Origin of the sequence: Niastella koreensis GR20-10, assembly GCF_000246855.1 — a bacterium.
Lineage (GTDB): Bacteria > Bacteroidota > Bacteroidia > Chitinophagales > Chitinophagaceae > Niastella > Niastella koreensis.
Window position 1 is genome coordinate 7,367,477 of sequence record NC_016609.1, and the last position, 15,896, is coordinate 7,383,372.

The 15,896-nt window shown below is 44.8% G+C and carries 13 protein-coding genes; 8 read left to right on the forward strand and 5 right to left on the reverse strand.

Going from position 1 to position 15,896, the window contains the following annotated elements:
* Nucleotides 1–69 precede the first annotated feature (69 nt).
* Genes NIAKO_RS29170 through NIAKO_RS29180 form a run of 3 tightly spaced genes read left to right on the forward strand, consistent with a single transcriptional unit; the run spans nt 70 to nt 3,614 of the window.
* Nucleotides 70–558: an acyl-CoA carboxylase biotin carboxyl carrier protein subunit gene (locus NIAKO_RS29170; protein ID WP_014222066.1), complete on the forward strand. Its 489-nt coding sequence runs from the start codon at nt 70–72 to the stop codon at nt 556–558.
* 24 nt (nt 559–582) lie between these two features.
* Complete coding sequence (accC, locus tag NIAKO_RS29175) at nt 583–2,049, forward strand: acetyl-CoA carboxylase biotin carboxylase subunit (RefSeq protein ID WP_014222067.1); 1,467 nt, start codon at nt 583–585, stop codon at nt 2,047–2,049.
* A 20-nt stretch (nt 2,050–2,069) separates the two neighbouring features.
* Nucleotides 2,070–3,614, forward strand: a complete 1,545-nt coding sequence (locus NIAKO_RS29180) for an acyl-CoA carboxylase subunit beta (RefSeq protein WP_014222068.1) — start codon at nt 2,070–2,072, stop codon at nt 3,612–3,614.
* 110 nt (nt 3,615–3,724) lie between these two features.
* On the opposite strand, the gene NIAKO_RS38260 is transcribed toward NIAKO_RS29180, so the two are convergent.
* The 5 genes from NIAKO_RS38260 to NIAKO_RS29205 form a co-directional block, all read right to left on the reverse strand.
* Nucleotides 3,725–4,588: an ester cyclase gene (locus tag NIAKO_RS38260; protein WP_014222069.1), complete on the reverse strand. Its 864-nt coding sequence runs from the start codon at nt 4,586–4,588 to the stop codon at nt 3,725–3,727.
* A 79-nt stretch (nt 4,589–4,667) separates the two neighbouring features.
* Nucleotides 4,668–7,226 (reverse strand): BamA/TamA family outer membrane protein, encoded by a 2,559-nt coding sequence (locus NIAKO_RS29190; protein ID WP_014222070.1) that lies wholly within the window; start codon nt 7,224–7,226, stop codon nt 4,668–4,670.
* A gap of 96 nt (nt 7,227–7,322) precedes the next feature.
* Nucleotides 7,323–8,513: a hypothetical protein gene (locus tag NIAKO_RS29195; RefSeq protein WP_014222071.1), complete on the reverse strand. Its 1,191-nt coding sequence runs from the start codon at nt 8,511–8,513 to the stop codon at nt 7,323–7,325.
* A gap of 13 nt (nt 8,514–8,526) precedes the next feature.
* Nucleotides 8,527–8,952 (reverse strand): riboflavin synthase family protein, encoded by a 426-nt coding sequence (locus tag NIAKO_RS29200; RefSeq protein ID WP_014222072.1) that lies wholly within the window; start codon nt 8,950–8,952, stop codon nt 8,527–8,529.
* A gap of 151 nt (nt 8,953–9,103) precedes the next feature.
* A complete protein-coding gene (locus NIAKO_RS29205; RefSeq protein WP_014222073.1) occupies nt 9,104–10,144 on the reverse strand; it encodes a helix-turn-helix transcriptional regulator in 1,041 nt (346 codons plus the stop codon).
* 552 nt (nt 10,145–10,696) lie between these two features.
* Here NIAKO_RS29205 and NIAKO_RS29210 point away from each other — a divergent pair.
* The 5 genes from NIAKO_RS29210 (at nt 10,697) to NIAKO_RS29230 (ending at nt 15,896) form a co-directional block, all read left to right on the forward strand.
* The gene (locus NIAKO_RS29210; protein ID WP_014222074.1) at nt 10,697–12,931 is read left to right on the forward strand and encodes a hypothetical protein; all 2,235 of its coding nucleotides are present in this window, start codon (nt 10,697–10,699) and stop codon (nt 12,929–12,931) included.
* 6 nt (nt 12,932–12,937) lie between these two features.
* Nucleotides 12,938–13,261, forward strand: coding sequence for a S24 family peptidase (locus tag NIAKO_RS29215; RefSeq protein WP_014222075.1), 324 nt, complete (start codon nt 12,938–12,940; stop codon nt 13,259–13,261).
* Between the two features lies 1 nt (nt 13,262).
* Nucleotides 13,263–14,027 carry a nucleotidyltransferase domain-containing protein gene (locus NIAKO_RS29220; protein WP_014222076.1) on the forward strand — a complete coding sequence of 255 codons (765 nt, stop codon included), beginning with the start codon at nt 13,263–13,265 and terminating at the stop codon, nt 14,025–14,027.
* The gene (locus tag NIAKO_RS29225) at nt 14,014–15,072 is read left to right on the forward strand and encodes a DNA polymerase beta superfamily protein (RefSeq protein ID WP_014222077.1); all 1,059 of its coding nucleotides are present in this window, start codon (nt 14,014–14,016) and stop codon (nt 15,070–15,072) included. The genes NIAKO_RS29220 and NIAKO_RS29225 overlap by 14 nt, the downstream gene beginning before the upstream one ends.
* A 146-nt stretch (nt 15,073–15,218) precedes the next feature.
* Nucleotides 15,219–15,896: a TIGR02117 family protein gene (locus NIAKO_RS29230; protein WP_014222078.1), complete on the forward strand. Its 678-nt coding sequence runs from the start codon at nt 15,219–15,221 to the stop codon at nt 15,894–15,896.

Consider the following 15,896-nt stretch of genomic DNA (forward strand, 5'->3'; position numbering starts at 1 on the left):
CTATAACACATTGCGGCTTTTGTTTTTATGGCATTACTCAATTACTTAAATTACAACAAAATACTGCGAATGCCGCCTAACGATTCATATAAAATACTGGTCAATGGGTTCACTTTCCATTTTACTCCTGCCGATCTGGGATCCCTTGACCTGGTAGCGATCTCGCCCACTGAATTTAATGGCATCAGAGCTCACCAGTCAATAAACGCCCGGCTGCTGGCTGCAGACGAACTCAACAAAACCTTTACTATTGAAACCAGTGGTGAAACCTTTGAAGTGGTTATCAAAAACGCCCTCGATCAAAAGCTGGAACAAATGGGTTTTGGCACTGCAACCAGCAAACAGATAAAACAAATAAAGGCGCCCATGCCCGGACTGGTGCTGAACATCGACGTAACCGATGGCCAATCGGTAAAAGAAGGCGATCGCCTGGTGATCCTGGAAGCCATGAAAATGGAGAACAGCATTTTGATCCATGCCGATGCCATTATTAAAAAAGTACTGGTTAAAGCCGGACAGGCAGTAGAAAAGAACCAGGTGCTTATAGAACTGGAATAACATTCATTAACAGAACAAGGAACGATGCAAAAAATACTAGTGGCCAACCGTGGCGAAATTGCTTTGCGCATTATGCGCACCATCCGCCGGATGGGCATTAAATCGGTGGCGGTGTATTCTGAAGCCGACAGACATGCCCCGCATGTACTGTATGGCGACGAAGCCGTTTGCCTTGGCCCTGCGCCCTCCAACCAGAGTTACCTCAATGGCGACGCCATCATTGCCTTTGCCAAACAATTGGGGGTAGATGGCATACATCCCGGTTATGGCTTCCTGAGCGAGAACGCCAATTTTGCCAAAAAGGTAGAAGAAGCAGGTATCACATTCATTGGGCCCGGTCATGAAGCCATGCGCATTATGGGCTCTAAACTCGCAGCCAAGGAATGTGTAAAGCAATACGATATTCCCATGGTGCCGGGTATTGATAAAGCCATCGACAATATTGGGGTTGCCAAAAAGATTGCTGCGGAAGTCGGCTATCCCATTCTTATTAAAGCTTCGGCTGGCGGGGGTGGTAAGGGGATGCGCGTAGCTGCCCGGGAGAGCGAACTGGAAGAACAAATGGAAAGAGCTACCAGTGAAGCACTGTCGTCCTTTGGCGATGGATCGGTATTTATTGAAAAATATGTAAGCTCGCCCCGTCATATTGAAATACAGGTGCTGGCCGATAATTATGGCAATACCGTTCATTTGTTTGAACGCGAATGCAGCATCCAACGGCGCCATCAGAAGGTAGTGGAAGAATCGCCCTCTTCTGTTTTAACACCTGAGATCAGGCAAAAAATGGGCGAAGCCGCCGTGATGGTTGCCAAATCGTGCAACTACCGCAGCACCGGCACCGTAGAGTTTTTGCTGGATGAACAACTGAATTTTTATTTCCTGGAAATGAACACGCGGCTGCAGGTTGAACACCCGGTCACGGAGATGATTACCGGCATTGACCTGGTGGAAGAGCAAATAAATATTGCGCGGGGCGAAAAACTCCGGTTCCGGCAGGATGATCTTACCATTAATGGCCATGCGCTGGAATTACGCGTGTATGCCGAAGATCCTTTACATGATTTTTTACCGGCTACCGGAACGCTTACCAAATACCAGCCGCCAAAAGGCGAAGGCGTTCGGGTAGATGATGGCTATACCGAAGGAATGGCCATCCCCGTCTATTACGACCCCATGATCGCCAAACTGATAACCCATGGGCGCAACCGCACCGAGGCTATTCAAAAAATGAAAGCGGCCATTGCCGGTTATACTATTGAAGGCGTAGAAACCACTTTACCCTTTGGCAATTTTGTAATGGACCATGAAGCATTCCTTACCGGCCGGTTCGACACCCAATTTGTTCAAAAATATTACACGCCCGAAAAACTGCTGGCCCAACAAAAAAGCAAGGCTGAGTTAGCCGCGCTGATAGCCCTGCATTACTGGCTGCAGAAACAAAAAGAAGTAAAGGCTGTTGAATCAACGCCTACCAATTGGATAAAACGGTAATAACCTGTAAAAGCTCCCTGATGAAAAAAAACAAAACGGAAATATTAAAGCAAAAGATAGAGAAAGGTAAACTGGGTGGTGGTACGCATAGAAATGAAGCACAGCATAAAAAAGGAAAATTAACCGCCCGCGAACGCATAACGCTGTTAATGGATCCCGGATCGTTTGAAGAAATTGGCGCCCTGGTGTTGCACCGTACCAAGGACTTTGGCATGGATAGCCAGCAGTTTTATGGCGATGGCGTAATCACCGGGTATGGCACCATCAACGGCCGCCTGGTGTATGTGTTTGCGCAGGACTTTACCGTTTTTGGCGGTGCGCTGTCCGAAACGCATGCCGAAAAGATCTGCAAGGTGATGGACCTGGCCATGAAAACCGGCGCGCCCATGATCGGGTTAAATGATTCTGGCGGCGCCCGCATCCAGGAGGGTGTAAGATCGTTAGGCGGCTATGCCGATATCTTTTACCGCAATGTATTGGCGTCGGGCGTAATACCACAAATCTCAGCTATAATGGGGCCCTGCGCTGGTGGCGCGGTTTATTCACCCGCCATGACCGACTTTACCCTGATGGTGGAAAATACCAGTTATATGTTTGTAACAGGCCCCAATGTGGTAAAGACAGTTACCAATGAAGAGGTGAGCCCGGAAGAATTAGGCGGCGCCTCCGCCCATAGCACTAAATCGGGTGTTACCCACCTTACGGCCGCCAACGATATGGAGTGTATAGCCGAAGTAAAAAAACTGTTGAGCTATCTTCCCCAGAACTGTGAAGACACCACACCAAAGATACCTTACACCCTGGGCGATGAATCGCGGCCTGCACTGGAAACCATCGTTCCCGAAAGTAATAACCAGCCATACGATATGCGGGCGGTAATAGAAGGCATTTGTGACGACGCTTCCTTTTTTGAAATACATGCCGACTATGCCACCAACATCGTGATCGGGTTTGCACGGCTGGCAGGCAGAAGCATTGGCATTGTAGCCAATCAACCTATAAGCCTGGCCGGTGTACTGGACATTGACAGCTCAAAAAAAGCAGCGCGGTTCACCCGCTTTTGCGATTGTTTTAATATTCCCTTACTGGTGCTGGTTGATGTACCGGGCTTTTTACCGGGCACCGACCAGGAATGGCATGGCATTATTACCAATGGCGCCAAACTATTGTATGCCTTCAGCGAGGCGACGGTTCCCCGGGTTACCGTTATCACGCGCAAAGCATATGGCGGTGCATATGATGTAATGAATTCAAAACACATCGGAGCAGACATCAACTATGCCTGGCCTACAGCAGAAATTGCTGTAATGGGCGCCAAGGGCGCCAGTGAGATCATTTTTAAGAAAGAAATTTCAGAAGCCGCAGACCCGGCCCAAAAGCTGGCTGAGAAAGAAGCTGAGTATGCAGAAAAATTCGCCACGCCATACCTGGCAGCCGAAAGAGGTTTTGTTGATGAAGTGATAGAACCAAAATATACCCGCGCCAAACTGATAAAAGCATTTGCCATGCTGGAAAACAAAGTGGCTAAACTGCCTAAGAAGAAGCATGGGAATATACCGTTGTAGGGTGGGAATTATTTCCGCCCAATCATTAAACCCGGTTTAACCCCGCCCTGTATAATGTATATAAAAACGGGGAACAATACGTTCCCCGCTAAAAGACCTGATACATTATATTAATTCTGCGATTGTGTATATATGCCACGATCTATCGTAATATTCAATCTTTTGAACATGGCCTGGGCATCGAAACCCTGCTTTTTATATTCCGCCTGTACCGCTTCTTTAGCATTGTTCAATGCCTCACTGTTTTGCCACAAAGCTACTGTTACCAGAATTAAATTCCCTTCACTGTCATGATATTCATAAGCAGCATCTTCAATAAAACCAGGCAACGTTTTTATAAAGTTCCTGTTTATGTGCACTCTTTCCTGAAATTCATTGACAGCAGCCGCCGGTACAAAGAATTTATCAATAAAGTTAACCTGTCCATTATGCGCCTTTTTATTGTACAACACATTTACATCTGTGGGCAACACTTCCAATGCCTGTAAAAAACTTAACCGGTCTGTTAACACCTGGGCGCTTATTAATTTACCATCTTTCACGGTCATTACACTCATACCTTCATTGGTGATTGTTTTGTTTGAACCTGCCAGGTTGAACCAGGGAGCTGCCTGTGTTCCCTGCCATTTCCAGTGCAGCGCTACCTTATCTCCATCGCCAACCAGGTCAACAATATTCCATTGAATATCGGGAAAAGATTTTATCAATGGGAGCACAGGTGCTGCAAAAGCAGCGCCGCCTTTTTTATCCTGTAATCCGGTAAACTCTGCCGATACCAGTTCATTTACCAGCTCGAAGTTGCGCTTGTTCAAACCCTGCTCAAATAATTGTCGTACTACTTCTTTGTTTTGTTGTATCGTGTTCATAACTATCTCCTTTTTATTATTTTTTATATTAGTTGTTGCCTGCGCGTTTATGATGCCCGGAGCCATCAGCAGGCTTAACAGAAATACTTTTGGTGGTAGTGACCTCATTGGTATTTGTTTAACACAAAACTACCATACCCAAAAGGTGGAGAATTGTAAAAAATCATTGATTTTATAAAAGGGAACGCTAGAAGGTGTGGTTCAACCGCAATTGCACCAGCCTGATCTCTTCGGTAATACCGTAAGTAGCGGAGAGGTTATATTTGTTGAAAGGCGCCAGTATTATGCCCGGCCCATAGGATACATGCATTTTGTTCGAGCGTTCACCGGGCAACCAAACGCGGCCCTGGTCAAAGAAAGCAAACACTCCTATTTTGCCATTCATTATATAGCTACGGAAATTAGTGATGAACCGCAATTCATTGCTATTGTAAAAAGCGGTTTTGCCCCAGAACCGTTCACGCCTGAAACCACGTAAGAAACGCGGACCGCCAATAATAGCATGCTCGTAAGCCTGACCGGTACCCAGCACATCATTGTTCACAATGGTTTCAGCCCCTGCTCTTATGGCCAGCGATACATGGTCAATAATGGGAACATATAATTGAGCATGCGCATTGTATTGCTGATAAAATTCCTTTTGCAGGAAATTGTTTGCATACACCGCGTTGGCTAAAAATGTATACCCGCTTTCCGGTGTTACTGAATCTTTAACGTGTACATAGGAATAGGTTAACTGCAAGCCTGCATACGGATTTGCCTTAAACAGATCGTCGTTATTGGTAAACACCTTTGATGGGTAGCGTTCCGGATCGTTCTTTCCCTGTGTTCGGGCGTAATAACCGGTTACTGCTACATTGCTTCTTCCAAAATTACGGTTCAACCCCGCAGCCGCATACCATTCCTCGCTTTGCAACCGGTAATAGTTGACGTTAGTGGTAACTGATTTGGTTTCATTGCCCGTACCATAAAAATTAGTCCAGCGAATAACATCATAATCTGCCCGCATCACCAAATTCCACTGGCCCAATACATGTGGATATACAGCCGACCAGTAAAAACTTAGCGCATTCTGCGACAATGAATACCGGACCCCAAATTGTTGCTCCCAGGCAAACGGGTCCTGCCGCCATTTGTATTTCCTGTACCGGTAACGCAGACCCACGAAAATGCGGTCTGCATTGTTATAAAATGCCTCTGGTCTTATTCCTGATTTGTCGTATTTGAACCACTTATACTCCCAGTTGTGAATGCTTGTATCTGACGACAAATGCCTGCGGGCTGAACTGGTTTGAAAAACATTATTGGTATCGTCATATACATACACCTTATGGTTCTTTTGAACGATAGAGTCTTTACCATCCCCGCCGATAATCCGGATGGTGATGTTGTTCCGGTCGTTATTAACTACATAAACATCTTCTCCTTTTATCCCAAACAGCCGGATCTCTTTTGTTTCTGCAGGATTGAAGATCCTGTTATAATAAGGGGTGGCCGCTTTTTGTCCGTTCTCATTTATGTGGAACACGGTCACTGAAGTTTCATTGTTATCAGCGCCGGATACTTCAAAATATTCCTGCTGGCGGGTGCCGGTTATTTCCACTTGTTTTGCAATAAACCGGTAGTACTCTTTTGCAAACTTTGGTAACTGGTCGCGCCGGGATCTCAGTTTATCAATCAGCACCTGACCTTTTATGGCAAATATTTCCGGCGGTAATTGCCTCACCGATTGCACGATCACTGAATCTGTCAGGGCTTTTTTTAAATCTTCTGCTTCATATACCCAATCTGTAAGCGTGAGGGCATTGGTAAAAAACCGGTCCATGCTTCTTGCAGAGGAGTTCAAAAGATCAACATCCTTTAGCCTGTAATTGAAATGCTGCATAAAGCTAAGACCACTCCCCTGGATCACCTTATTAATGATAACCCCATTGTGATAAAAAAAAGCCTGGTCCCGGTCGCGGGGCACTGGTCTCAACTGAATACCATTGGGTGTGGGTACTTCGCCCCAGCTCCAGTTGCCTTCGTGCCGGTCCCAATCACCTATCAGCATATCAAACAACCTGGCCCGGGCAAATGCATGTTGATCTACTGTATAGGTATTATTCTGTTGTAATTTTACCAGCACTTCCTCGGTACTCAGAAAAGTTTTAAAATTGCCCAGGTTATCTGCTTCGCGCCAATCTCCCTCCGGCTTTTGTTCCAGCAAATACAGATCATTGCCAAATCTGGCATTGAATGTATCCAGCGCTTTTTGTTGAGGGAGATATACAAGAGTTGGAATGGTATGATAAATGCCGGCATGCTGCATCATATTGCTCACGGCAAAGGCGCCGTAGGGATACGACATGGAAATGCCATCATTCACCATATCTTCGAGGAACGTACCTTTTACCCGGGGAGGGATCACTTCCTTTCTTGATTTGTTTATAGAACGTAAGGCGTATTCCTTACCCTCTTTTGTTCGCAGCCGCAATGATTTCGATTCATTGCCACCACCCACCTTATAAGGTATTAACCTGCCAAAAGCTGTATCTAATAATAAAACCGGAACACATACCGGAGTAGCCCATTCAATGCGATGGTTGCGGCCCCATAACCATTGATAAAAGTGGGGCCGTTTGTAAACTGGTCCCGCAGCAATGCATTTATTGGTCGCCGTATCTGCTACGGGCGTTTGAGCTGTTGTTTTTAGGGATATGCATAAAAGCCCCAGCCATAAAATATATGATCTGACGTGGCGCATATATACCCTTATTATAAAATTGTGCCACGGGTATTTTGCCAATTACAGGTTGCTGCAACATCTTCTTTGCCAGCAGGTACAGACTGTATTGCCTGGCTATTTCGCCAGTTGTTTGGCGGCGCCCGCCAACGCCCTGAAGTTGGCCCTTACATTTATAAAGCCGAATAAATTCCCGTTTTTGGGATCATACTTCACTTCAAACGGTACCCAGATGTCATTGAAGATCCTTATGCGCACCGTACCATTAAACCAGAGCTGGTTCTTGTCTTCATTTGCATAGATGCCATTAAAAATATGATAGTAGCCGCCACTGAACTTTAGTTCAAGATAACTCTTCCTGGTGCACTTTGTATTCAGCACCCAGTTAATACCGGGTTCAAAATTAAATACAGCCCGCTGCAGATCACGACCGGCTTTCAATGTATCGTCAACCAGCTGCAATTGCGATCTGATATTCAATTCCAGGTCGTTCTTGGTTTTAGTATACTTATTAATGCTCTTTAAAAATTCGGTTTGAAATACCACATTGGTAAAAACAAACTGGTTCTTTAAAGTGGTGTCGGTAACACCAACCGTCCACAACGCATTTTTATTGAAATTCATTTTCATGTCCTGGTAAAGACTATCGGTCGTGCGTTTCAGATTGAAGTTTGGGTTTTGCATAAGGGTTTCAAACAAAGCCCGCGTGCTGTCGCTGCTGGCGGCAAAAGCCAGCATGGAATCCTGCAATGGTTTACTTAAAGACCGGAAGTTTTTTAGCCCCTGGGTGAAATTGGAGTACTCCTGCATTAGTGCGCCCGGGTTGGGCATGGTAGGGATCTTTGCCACCATTTGATTGTTCAGGGCAAACAATTGTTTTACCGCCGCATTGGCAAGCACGGTTTTCAGAAACGCGTTCTGTACGGTTTCATCTCTTTTATTGATGATGGCATATTTAAGCCCGGCAGAGAACCCGTTGAACCGGTACGAGGTATCGAGCCGCAGGCCAAACGTATAGTTCAGGTTCCTGAGCGTTCTGTATCTTTTATAAACAGTATCAACCAGCAACACGGTATCGAGCTTTGCCATAACGGCAAAAGGGGTACCGGTAAATTTTAATGTTTTATCGGGACTGGTGAGCCGGTCAAATGCCAATTGAAAAAAGCTGTTCAGTACATCTTTATAGTTTCCTGTAGCCAATGAATCTGCCGTTAATATAGGATTTGGAGTAGTACCCGTTTGTGCAACCAGCCTGGTGGTAATGCAAAACAGCAGCACCATTACGACGCCCGAAATTTTTCCGATCATAATGCCTGTTTGATTATTGAATTAAATAGCCTGCAATGATGATCCCGGCAGCAAACTGTTGCGGGGAAGTGGGTATAGTTGGGGTATCAATAATAATTAATGCACTGCCGGTACAAACGCCATTCACCGAAATGGAATCGCCGCTTTGTACTTCTGAAAACTGAATATTACCGCTGCTGCTTATACTTTGCATGTTAATTAATACACCTTTTCTGAAAAGCAGCGAAGTGGCCTGTCCTATGCCACCGGTAAATGTAAAGGCGATGCTCACCTGCAGGGAATGGGGGGCGCTTTCTGCAACCAGCGAAGTGGCAGTAAGCGTTGGCAGGTTGTTCGTTTTAGTTGTACTCTTATCGGTAGTAGTGCTGGGGCCAGGCTGGGGCGTAAGTTGGGCTTGGGGCTTGCGTTTTGGTGTTGCCTTTTTTGCGCTTTTAGCCATGGGAAGGGTTTTTTAATGCATTAAAGCTACAAAAGAGAACGCGGGTAAACCCGCGTACAATCACCTTTTTATAAAGGTTTTTTTCACATCGGCACAGTCCGCTGCCGTTAGTATACGACGTGAGCATTAAATTAAAAATACCCTGTTCGTGTTATTTTTGGTCAGGCTCTTCCTTCTCTTCCCGCTCATACTTCTGTATCGCCATGTTCAATCTTTTATGGATCCGTGACTTCAGGATGCGCGGAGCCAGTACTTTCATACATTCGCCAAAACCAAGGATCTCCCGCTCCAGTTCAAAGTTCAACACCACTTCAATCCTGATAATAATCCCCTGGTCAGTTTCCTTCAGCAATGTCTGGGAATGATGGAGGGGTTTTGTCAACACATAGGGCGCATTGTATTTGTCAATAAACAACACCACTCTGCTGGCTTTGTCGCTTTCGTTTTTAGTAACCCCTATCAGGTTATCAAAATAGCTGTCAAAATCAATTCCATCATGGTCATCGAACGGCTCTTTGGCCAGCTCCTGAAATTCTATAATGCGGTCGAGCGCCATGGTAAGTAAGAGTTTCCGCTTTTTATTCCGGGCTATCAGGAACCACCGGTTGCGGTATTCCTTCAGCAAATAAGGATAACAAATAATATGTTGGGAAGCGGCCGCTTTAAATGACTTGTATTCTACCAGCAACGATTTTTTATTCAGGATAAACTGGTAGAGTGGATTGATATGCTCCAGTCCCTTCAGCAAATGGTTTCCTTCAAATTGAATGCAATTGCGTCCCTGGTTAGTAGTACGCTGCAGGTTATTTTCCAGGCGGGCGATCATGTCGCTCATTTCATCGAAATAGGTAAACCCATTGAACTGCTTCAACACCCCCACGATCTCCTTCATTTTCTCTACGTCGGCCTGATTCACCGGGGCATTGGTAATGCTGAATTCAGGATCGCTGTAGGAATAGAATTTTCTGTCAACAACAACAATAGGCGCATTGTAACCCAGTTTATCACTGCGCATTATCTGAATATCGGCCTGAATGGTGCGCTTGCTCACCCCGGTGGTGATACCTTCCATTTCGTACAGCACATCCGCTACTTTTATAATCAGGTCGTCCAGGGTCCATTTACGATACCTGTTACGCAGGCAATCATCGATGGTTTTATAACGTATAAGGGCCAGTTTATTTATCGACATAGCATTGGTTGGGGCAGTAAAAATAATATACGGGTTTTTATTACGCAATACACTTGCGCAGATTGCCCTTATTTTTTTTAAATAGAAATTATTTTGAGCGTTAATTCCGTGTTAACCATACAATTAAAAGCAGCAGGCGAAAATAATTTATCACTGCGCAATTGGGCTGCGTGATGCTGCGTGCATATTTGCTCTATCAAATTCATGGTCAAGAAAAAGTTACTTCAGCCGTTTTTTATAACAAAACTATTTCAATTACCGTTTTTGATTATCCGGAGCAGTAGCTCAGTTGGTAGAGCAAAGAAAAGTTTTAAAATTACCACCGGGTCAATTCAAATTTACTTCAAATTGGCATACTGTCCGCAAGGGCAGACCTGGTTCGAATCCAGCCCGTTTGAAAATTATCGTGGTCAATTAACGCTTACTGCCTTACTTGGGTCGTTGGTTCGATTCCAACCTGCTTCGCTAAACTATGGTCAATTGTTGCTTACTACAATTCACTTTTTGGATAAAGCCCAGCAACAAAATTATCAGGTTTTTAAATTAAGTACTATGAATCCTTTATTAACAGTCAGCATTCGTCAAAAGGCAATCTATATCCCCGAAGGGGCCATCATCAACAACTATGAGTCCATTACCCGAAACACGGGCTTATTAGTAGCCAATTTAACCAGCCTGGGTTATGGGGTTTCTGAATCGTTGCTGAAAACTTTAAATAATACCGCACCGGGGTTTCAGTTAACCCTGCTGGAAATGCTGCGTGATGTAACCGGTGTGAACAAGAACTGGACGCCGCTGACAAAAGACTGGCTGGTACCAACCGGTGAATCATTTGCAGATCATTTAGCTACCTGGTTTGCCAATATTTATAAAATCAAAGGGACTGTGCTGCCTTGCGGACATAATATCCCCGATGGAACCTTTCCATTGCACCGCTATAATGGCTGCCCATTCTGCGGTAAACCTTTTGAATTTGGTGACATTGAAAATTTCAAACAGGGAAGCAAACAGAAAATACTGGAATTATGGTCATCAAAAGATGCTGCCGATTTCCTGACCGACCTGTTATCGTCTAAAACAGCGTTGGATGCTACCCAAATGGATAGCCTGAAAATCCTGTTGGCAGAATTGCCTTTACCTGCAGTATCTGTAGGTATGAAGGAAACGTTGATGGCCGTAATAGATATTTATATCACCCGCAACGAGGCGGAAAAAGCACAGGCATTATTCACCTCACCTGCCGATGTGTTGCGTTACCTGTGGTATAAACATACGGGGTTCCTGCAGATTATAGAACCTGCTACCCTTATCAAACGCAAAGCGGCAAACAACAGCCATCGGGTAGGAATCCTGGATAAAAGCGCCAGTGCAAAATTCAAGGAAAAATCGCAGTTGAAACTGAAATACACCCGTAAGGAAAGCCTGATGGTAGCTACCTGGTTAAATAACATGAACCTGGATACCGCCGGAATGTGCGAAATGATGCATCCTAAACGCGGGATGTGGGTACGTTTTATCAGGGCTTTACGGCTTGCTGAATACAGCAAACGAAAAGGCTATGATAAACTGCGTGACCTGCTGGATAAATTCTATAAAGAAGATTACCAGGTATGGCAGGGAATGGTTGAACATTACAAATTGCGTTACGATGTAACTTCCACCTTCGCCTTATTGCAACAACGTCCTGGCTTATTTGCCCGTTCATTGTTCGCCAATATGCTGTGGTTTGGGAGTGATATTACCATTGCTGCCTTTATGGATGTCATCGATAAAGTACCGGCCCGTTTGTTGTTTACGCTGGCCATGTACGCCGATAATTATTTCGATATAACAAATACCCGAGTGGTAAAACCATTAGGGGGTGTGAACAAGAACATTCAGCCAAACCGGATGCTGGCTTTGTACAACAATGACCAGCTGCAGGAAATGAAGGAGGCTGTTGCCGACCTGTGCCTGCTGGCGGTTAAAACCCGCTTTGCGAGAATAGCGCCAACGGGTAAAAGCATGTATATAGCACCTTCGCTGTTCAAAATACCGGTTTCAATCGGTGATAGAAACGAAACCGTACAGGACCTGTCTGGCGTATTAATGGGTACCCGGTTTACAGTGGAAGGGGACGCTGTTCGCCTGTTCATGCAATGGGGAACCGGTTTAACCGCCCAGCATATGGATATGGACCTGAGCTGTTTGATTGCGTATAAAGACAGAACCGAACGTTGCTCTTACAGTGAGCTGACCGTTACCGGCTGCCAGCATAGCGGCGACGTTCGGTATATTCCTAATAAGATAGGTACTGCTGAATACATTGAAATGAATATCCCCGTATTGCAAAAAGCAGGAGCCTTATACGTAAGCTTTACGTGTAATGCATACAGCAATGGTGGTATAACGCCAAACCTGGTTGTGGGTTGGATGAACAGCAAACATAAAATGACCGTTTCACAAAAATCGGGTGTAGCCTATGACCCTTCCTGTGTACAACACCAGGTACGGGTGGTAAATGATACCAGCAAAGGATTGGTGTTCGGCGTATTGGATGTGGCTAAAAGCGAGATCATTTGGCTGGAATTACAATTCGAGGGTCAGGTTGTACAGAACCTGGATACCAGAACGGTAGAAAATATGCTGCAGAAACTGAACAGCAAATTAACCATTGGGCAGTTATTAAAAATAAAAGCCGAAGCCCAACTGCTGCAACTGGTTGAGGAACCAGGGCAGGCAGATGAAGTGTACACTACCGCGTGGGCACAGAATACGGCTGCAGTGACCAAATTATTAATAGATTAATCGAAGATGAACAAATATGAACGGCTCAAAGCAGATTTAGCGGGAGCCGGAACCGGAAAATTAAAAGCGTTTGGCAATTCCATGTTGCCAATATTGAAAAACGGTAGCCTGCTAACTTTTGTAAAGGCGCCTGATTATAACATTGGCGATATCGTTTTCTGTAAAGTAAAAGGCAGGTACATCGATGCGCATAAAGTTGTAAAGAAAGATGCCAACAAAGGTTTCCTGATAGCCAATAACCATGGCTTTGAAAATGGCTGGACGAAGATAGTTTATGGAAAAGTAGTAGTAGCCGAATATCAGGGCAGGATCATTTATAAAACGGAATAACATGCAACAACTGATAACAGATAAACTAACCGCAGTAGAAAAGGAGCACGGCATCCGCATCCTGTATGCCTGTGAATCAGGCAGCAGGGGCTGGGAATTCCCGTCACCAGACAGCGATTATGATGTGCGGTTCATTTATGTGCATCCTTATAAATACTACCTGTCGGTAATGGATAGAGAGTACGATCTCAACTTTCCCATTAGTGGCGAGCTGGATATGTATGGCTGGGACATTCGCAAAGTGTTGCAATTGATGCGCAAATCGAATACCACCCCGTTTGAGTGGATCCAGTCTCCGATTATATACCGGCAGGGGCCAACATTCAGGGACGATCTGTGGCAATTGAGCCAGTCTTATTTTAGCCAGATTTCCAATATTCATCATTACCTTGGGATAGCCCGGGGCGCCATGGAGTCAATTGAGAACGGCAACGAAATAAAGATCAAAAAACTGTTCTATGTGCTTCGTCCGCTGTTATCAGCCAAATGGTGTTTGGAAAAGCAATCCATTGCACCTATGACCATCGGACCGCTGATGACATTGCTGCCCGATGCGCTAAAAAAGCAGGTGAGCGATTTGATCGCGCTGAAAGCTACTGCACCGGAAAGTTTTATTATAACTATCAATGCAGAACTGAAAACATACACCGATCACGAATTTGCCCGCATCAGCGAAGCAAGTACACATTTAAAAAGAGACCAGTTTACTGCTGATGAACTGGATGCATTTTTTGTAAATACTATTACCCGGTATGACCATCAATGATATAAAAGAAAAGGGGCTGCTGCTTTTTGAATGCATCAGTGGCAGCAAAGCATACGGATTAAACACCGCTCAGTCTGATACAGATCTGAGGGGTGTTTATTATTTGCCAAAAGCGCAGTTTTATGGACTGGAATACATTCCGCAGATCAGCAATGAAACCAGCGATGAAGTGTATTACGAGCTGGGCAGGTTTGTTGAATTGCTCATTCGCAATAACCCCAATATCCTGGAATTGCTGGCATCGCCGGAAGATTGTATCCTGCATAAACATCCCATCATGAACAGGTTCACCCTTGACCTGTTCCTGTCGAAGTTGTGCAAGGAAACCTTTGCCGGTTATGCATTTACCCAAATAAAAAAAGCAAGAGGTTATAAAAAGAAGATCGTAAATCCGGTTGACCCGGTTCGTAAAACAGTACTTGATTTTTGTTTCATCCTGCAAGGGTATCAATCCATTTCATTACGGGAATGGCTGGCGCAAAACAAGTATAGCCAGGACCAGTGCGGGCTTACCAGCATTCCACATTCAAAAGGACTGTATGCCCTGTTTTATGATGCCGCCAATCAACACAGGTACAGAGGCGTTATAAGTACTGAACTGGCTAATGAAGTTTCCCTATCGTCTATTCCTAAGGGCGAAAAAGAAAGCGCCTACCTGTTCTTTAACCTGGAAGGCTATTCTTCTTATTGTAAAGAATACCGCGAATACTGGGAGTGGATAGAAAAGCGAAATGAAATCCGTTACCAGGATAATGCTGAACATGGAAAAGGTTATGATGCCAAGAACATGATGCACACCATCCGGTTGTTACAGGTGGCCGAAGAAATATTGCGGGAAGGCAAGCTAAACGTAAAGCGGCCTAACCGGGAAGAACTGTTATCCATAAAGACCGGTCAGTTTCAATATGATGACCTGCTGGTAATGGCCGACTCCTTAATGCAACAGATAGAAACAGCGTATATCCAAAGCCCGTTACCAGACATGCCCGATAAAGAAAGGCTTGAGAGCCTGTTAGTGCAAATGCGGGAGGAATTATACGGGTAACTATTTATTGTTCATGTAAGTGGGTATTTGACCTTGATAACTATCTGTTAAATCTACCCACCTTACTATAACACTTAAGTGTTATTTGTACAAAAAATAGGTTACTTTCATGCGGTTGGCGGAATTAAGCTAAGATCAATAACCACATGAGACCATTTTTCAAATACACGGGTTATACCCTGTTAACCATTGTCCTACTCCTTCTCCTGTATTTGGGTAGTGCCTGGGTGCTATCGCACTTATCCGTAAAGGCGGAAGCCAATACAGCACACCAGGTTCCTATATATATTAAAACAAATCCTGTACATACTGACCTCATACTCCCCGTGAAAACTGAGCTGAAAGACTGGAGTGAAAGTATTTTGTACACCAATACCCGCACCTGCGATACTACCTTCAGCTACATTGCCTTTGGCTGGGGCGATAAAGGATTCTACCTGGAAACGCCTACCTGGGCCGATCTGAAAGCAAGCACCGCCTTTAAAGCAGCCTTCTGGTTAAGCTCTTCCGCAGTACACACCAACTATCTTAAAAAAGTAAAAGAAGGAAAGAATTGTGTAAAGGTGGAACTCTCCAACGAGCAATACCAGCGGTTGATAACCTTCATTCAAAACAGTTTGCAAACCACTGCCAACGGGCAACCCATAGCCATCTCTGCTGCCAAACCTTATGGCGATCACGATGCCTTTTATGAAGCAAAAGGCAAATACAGTTTATTTCACACCTGTAATACCTGGGCTAACAATGCATTGAAGTCCTGTGGTCAAAAAGCCTGCTGGTGGACGCCCTTCGCTAACGGAATTGAATACCAGTACGGGAAATAA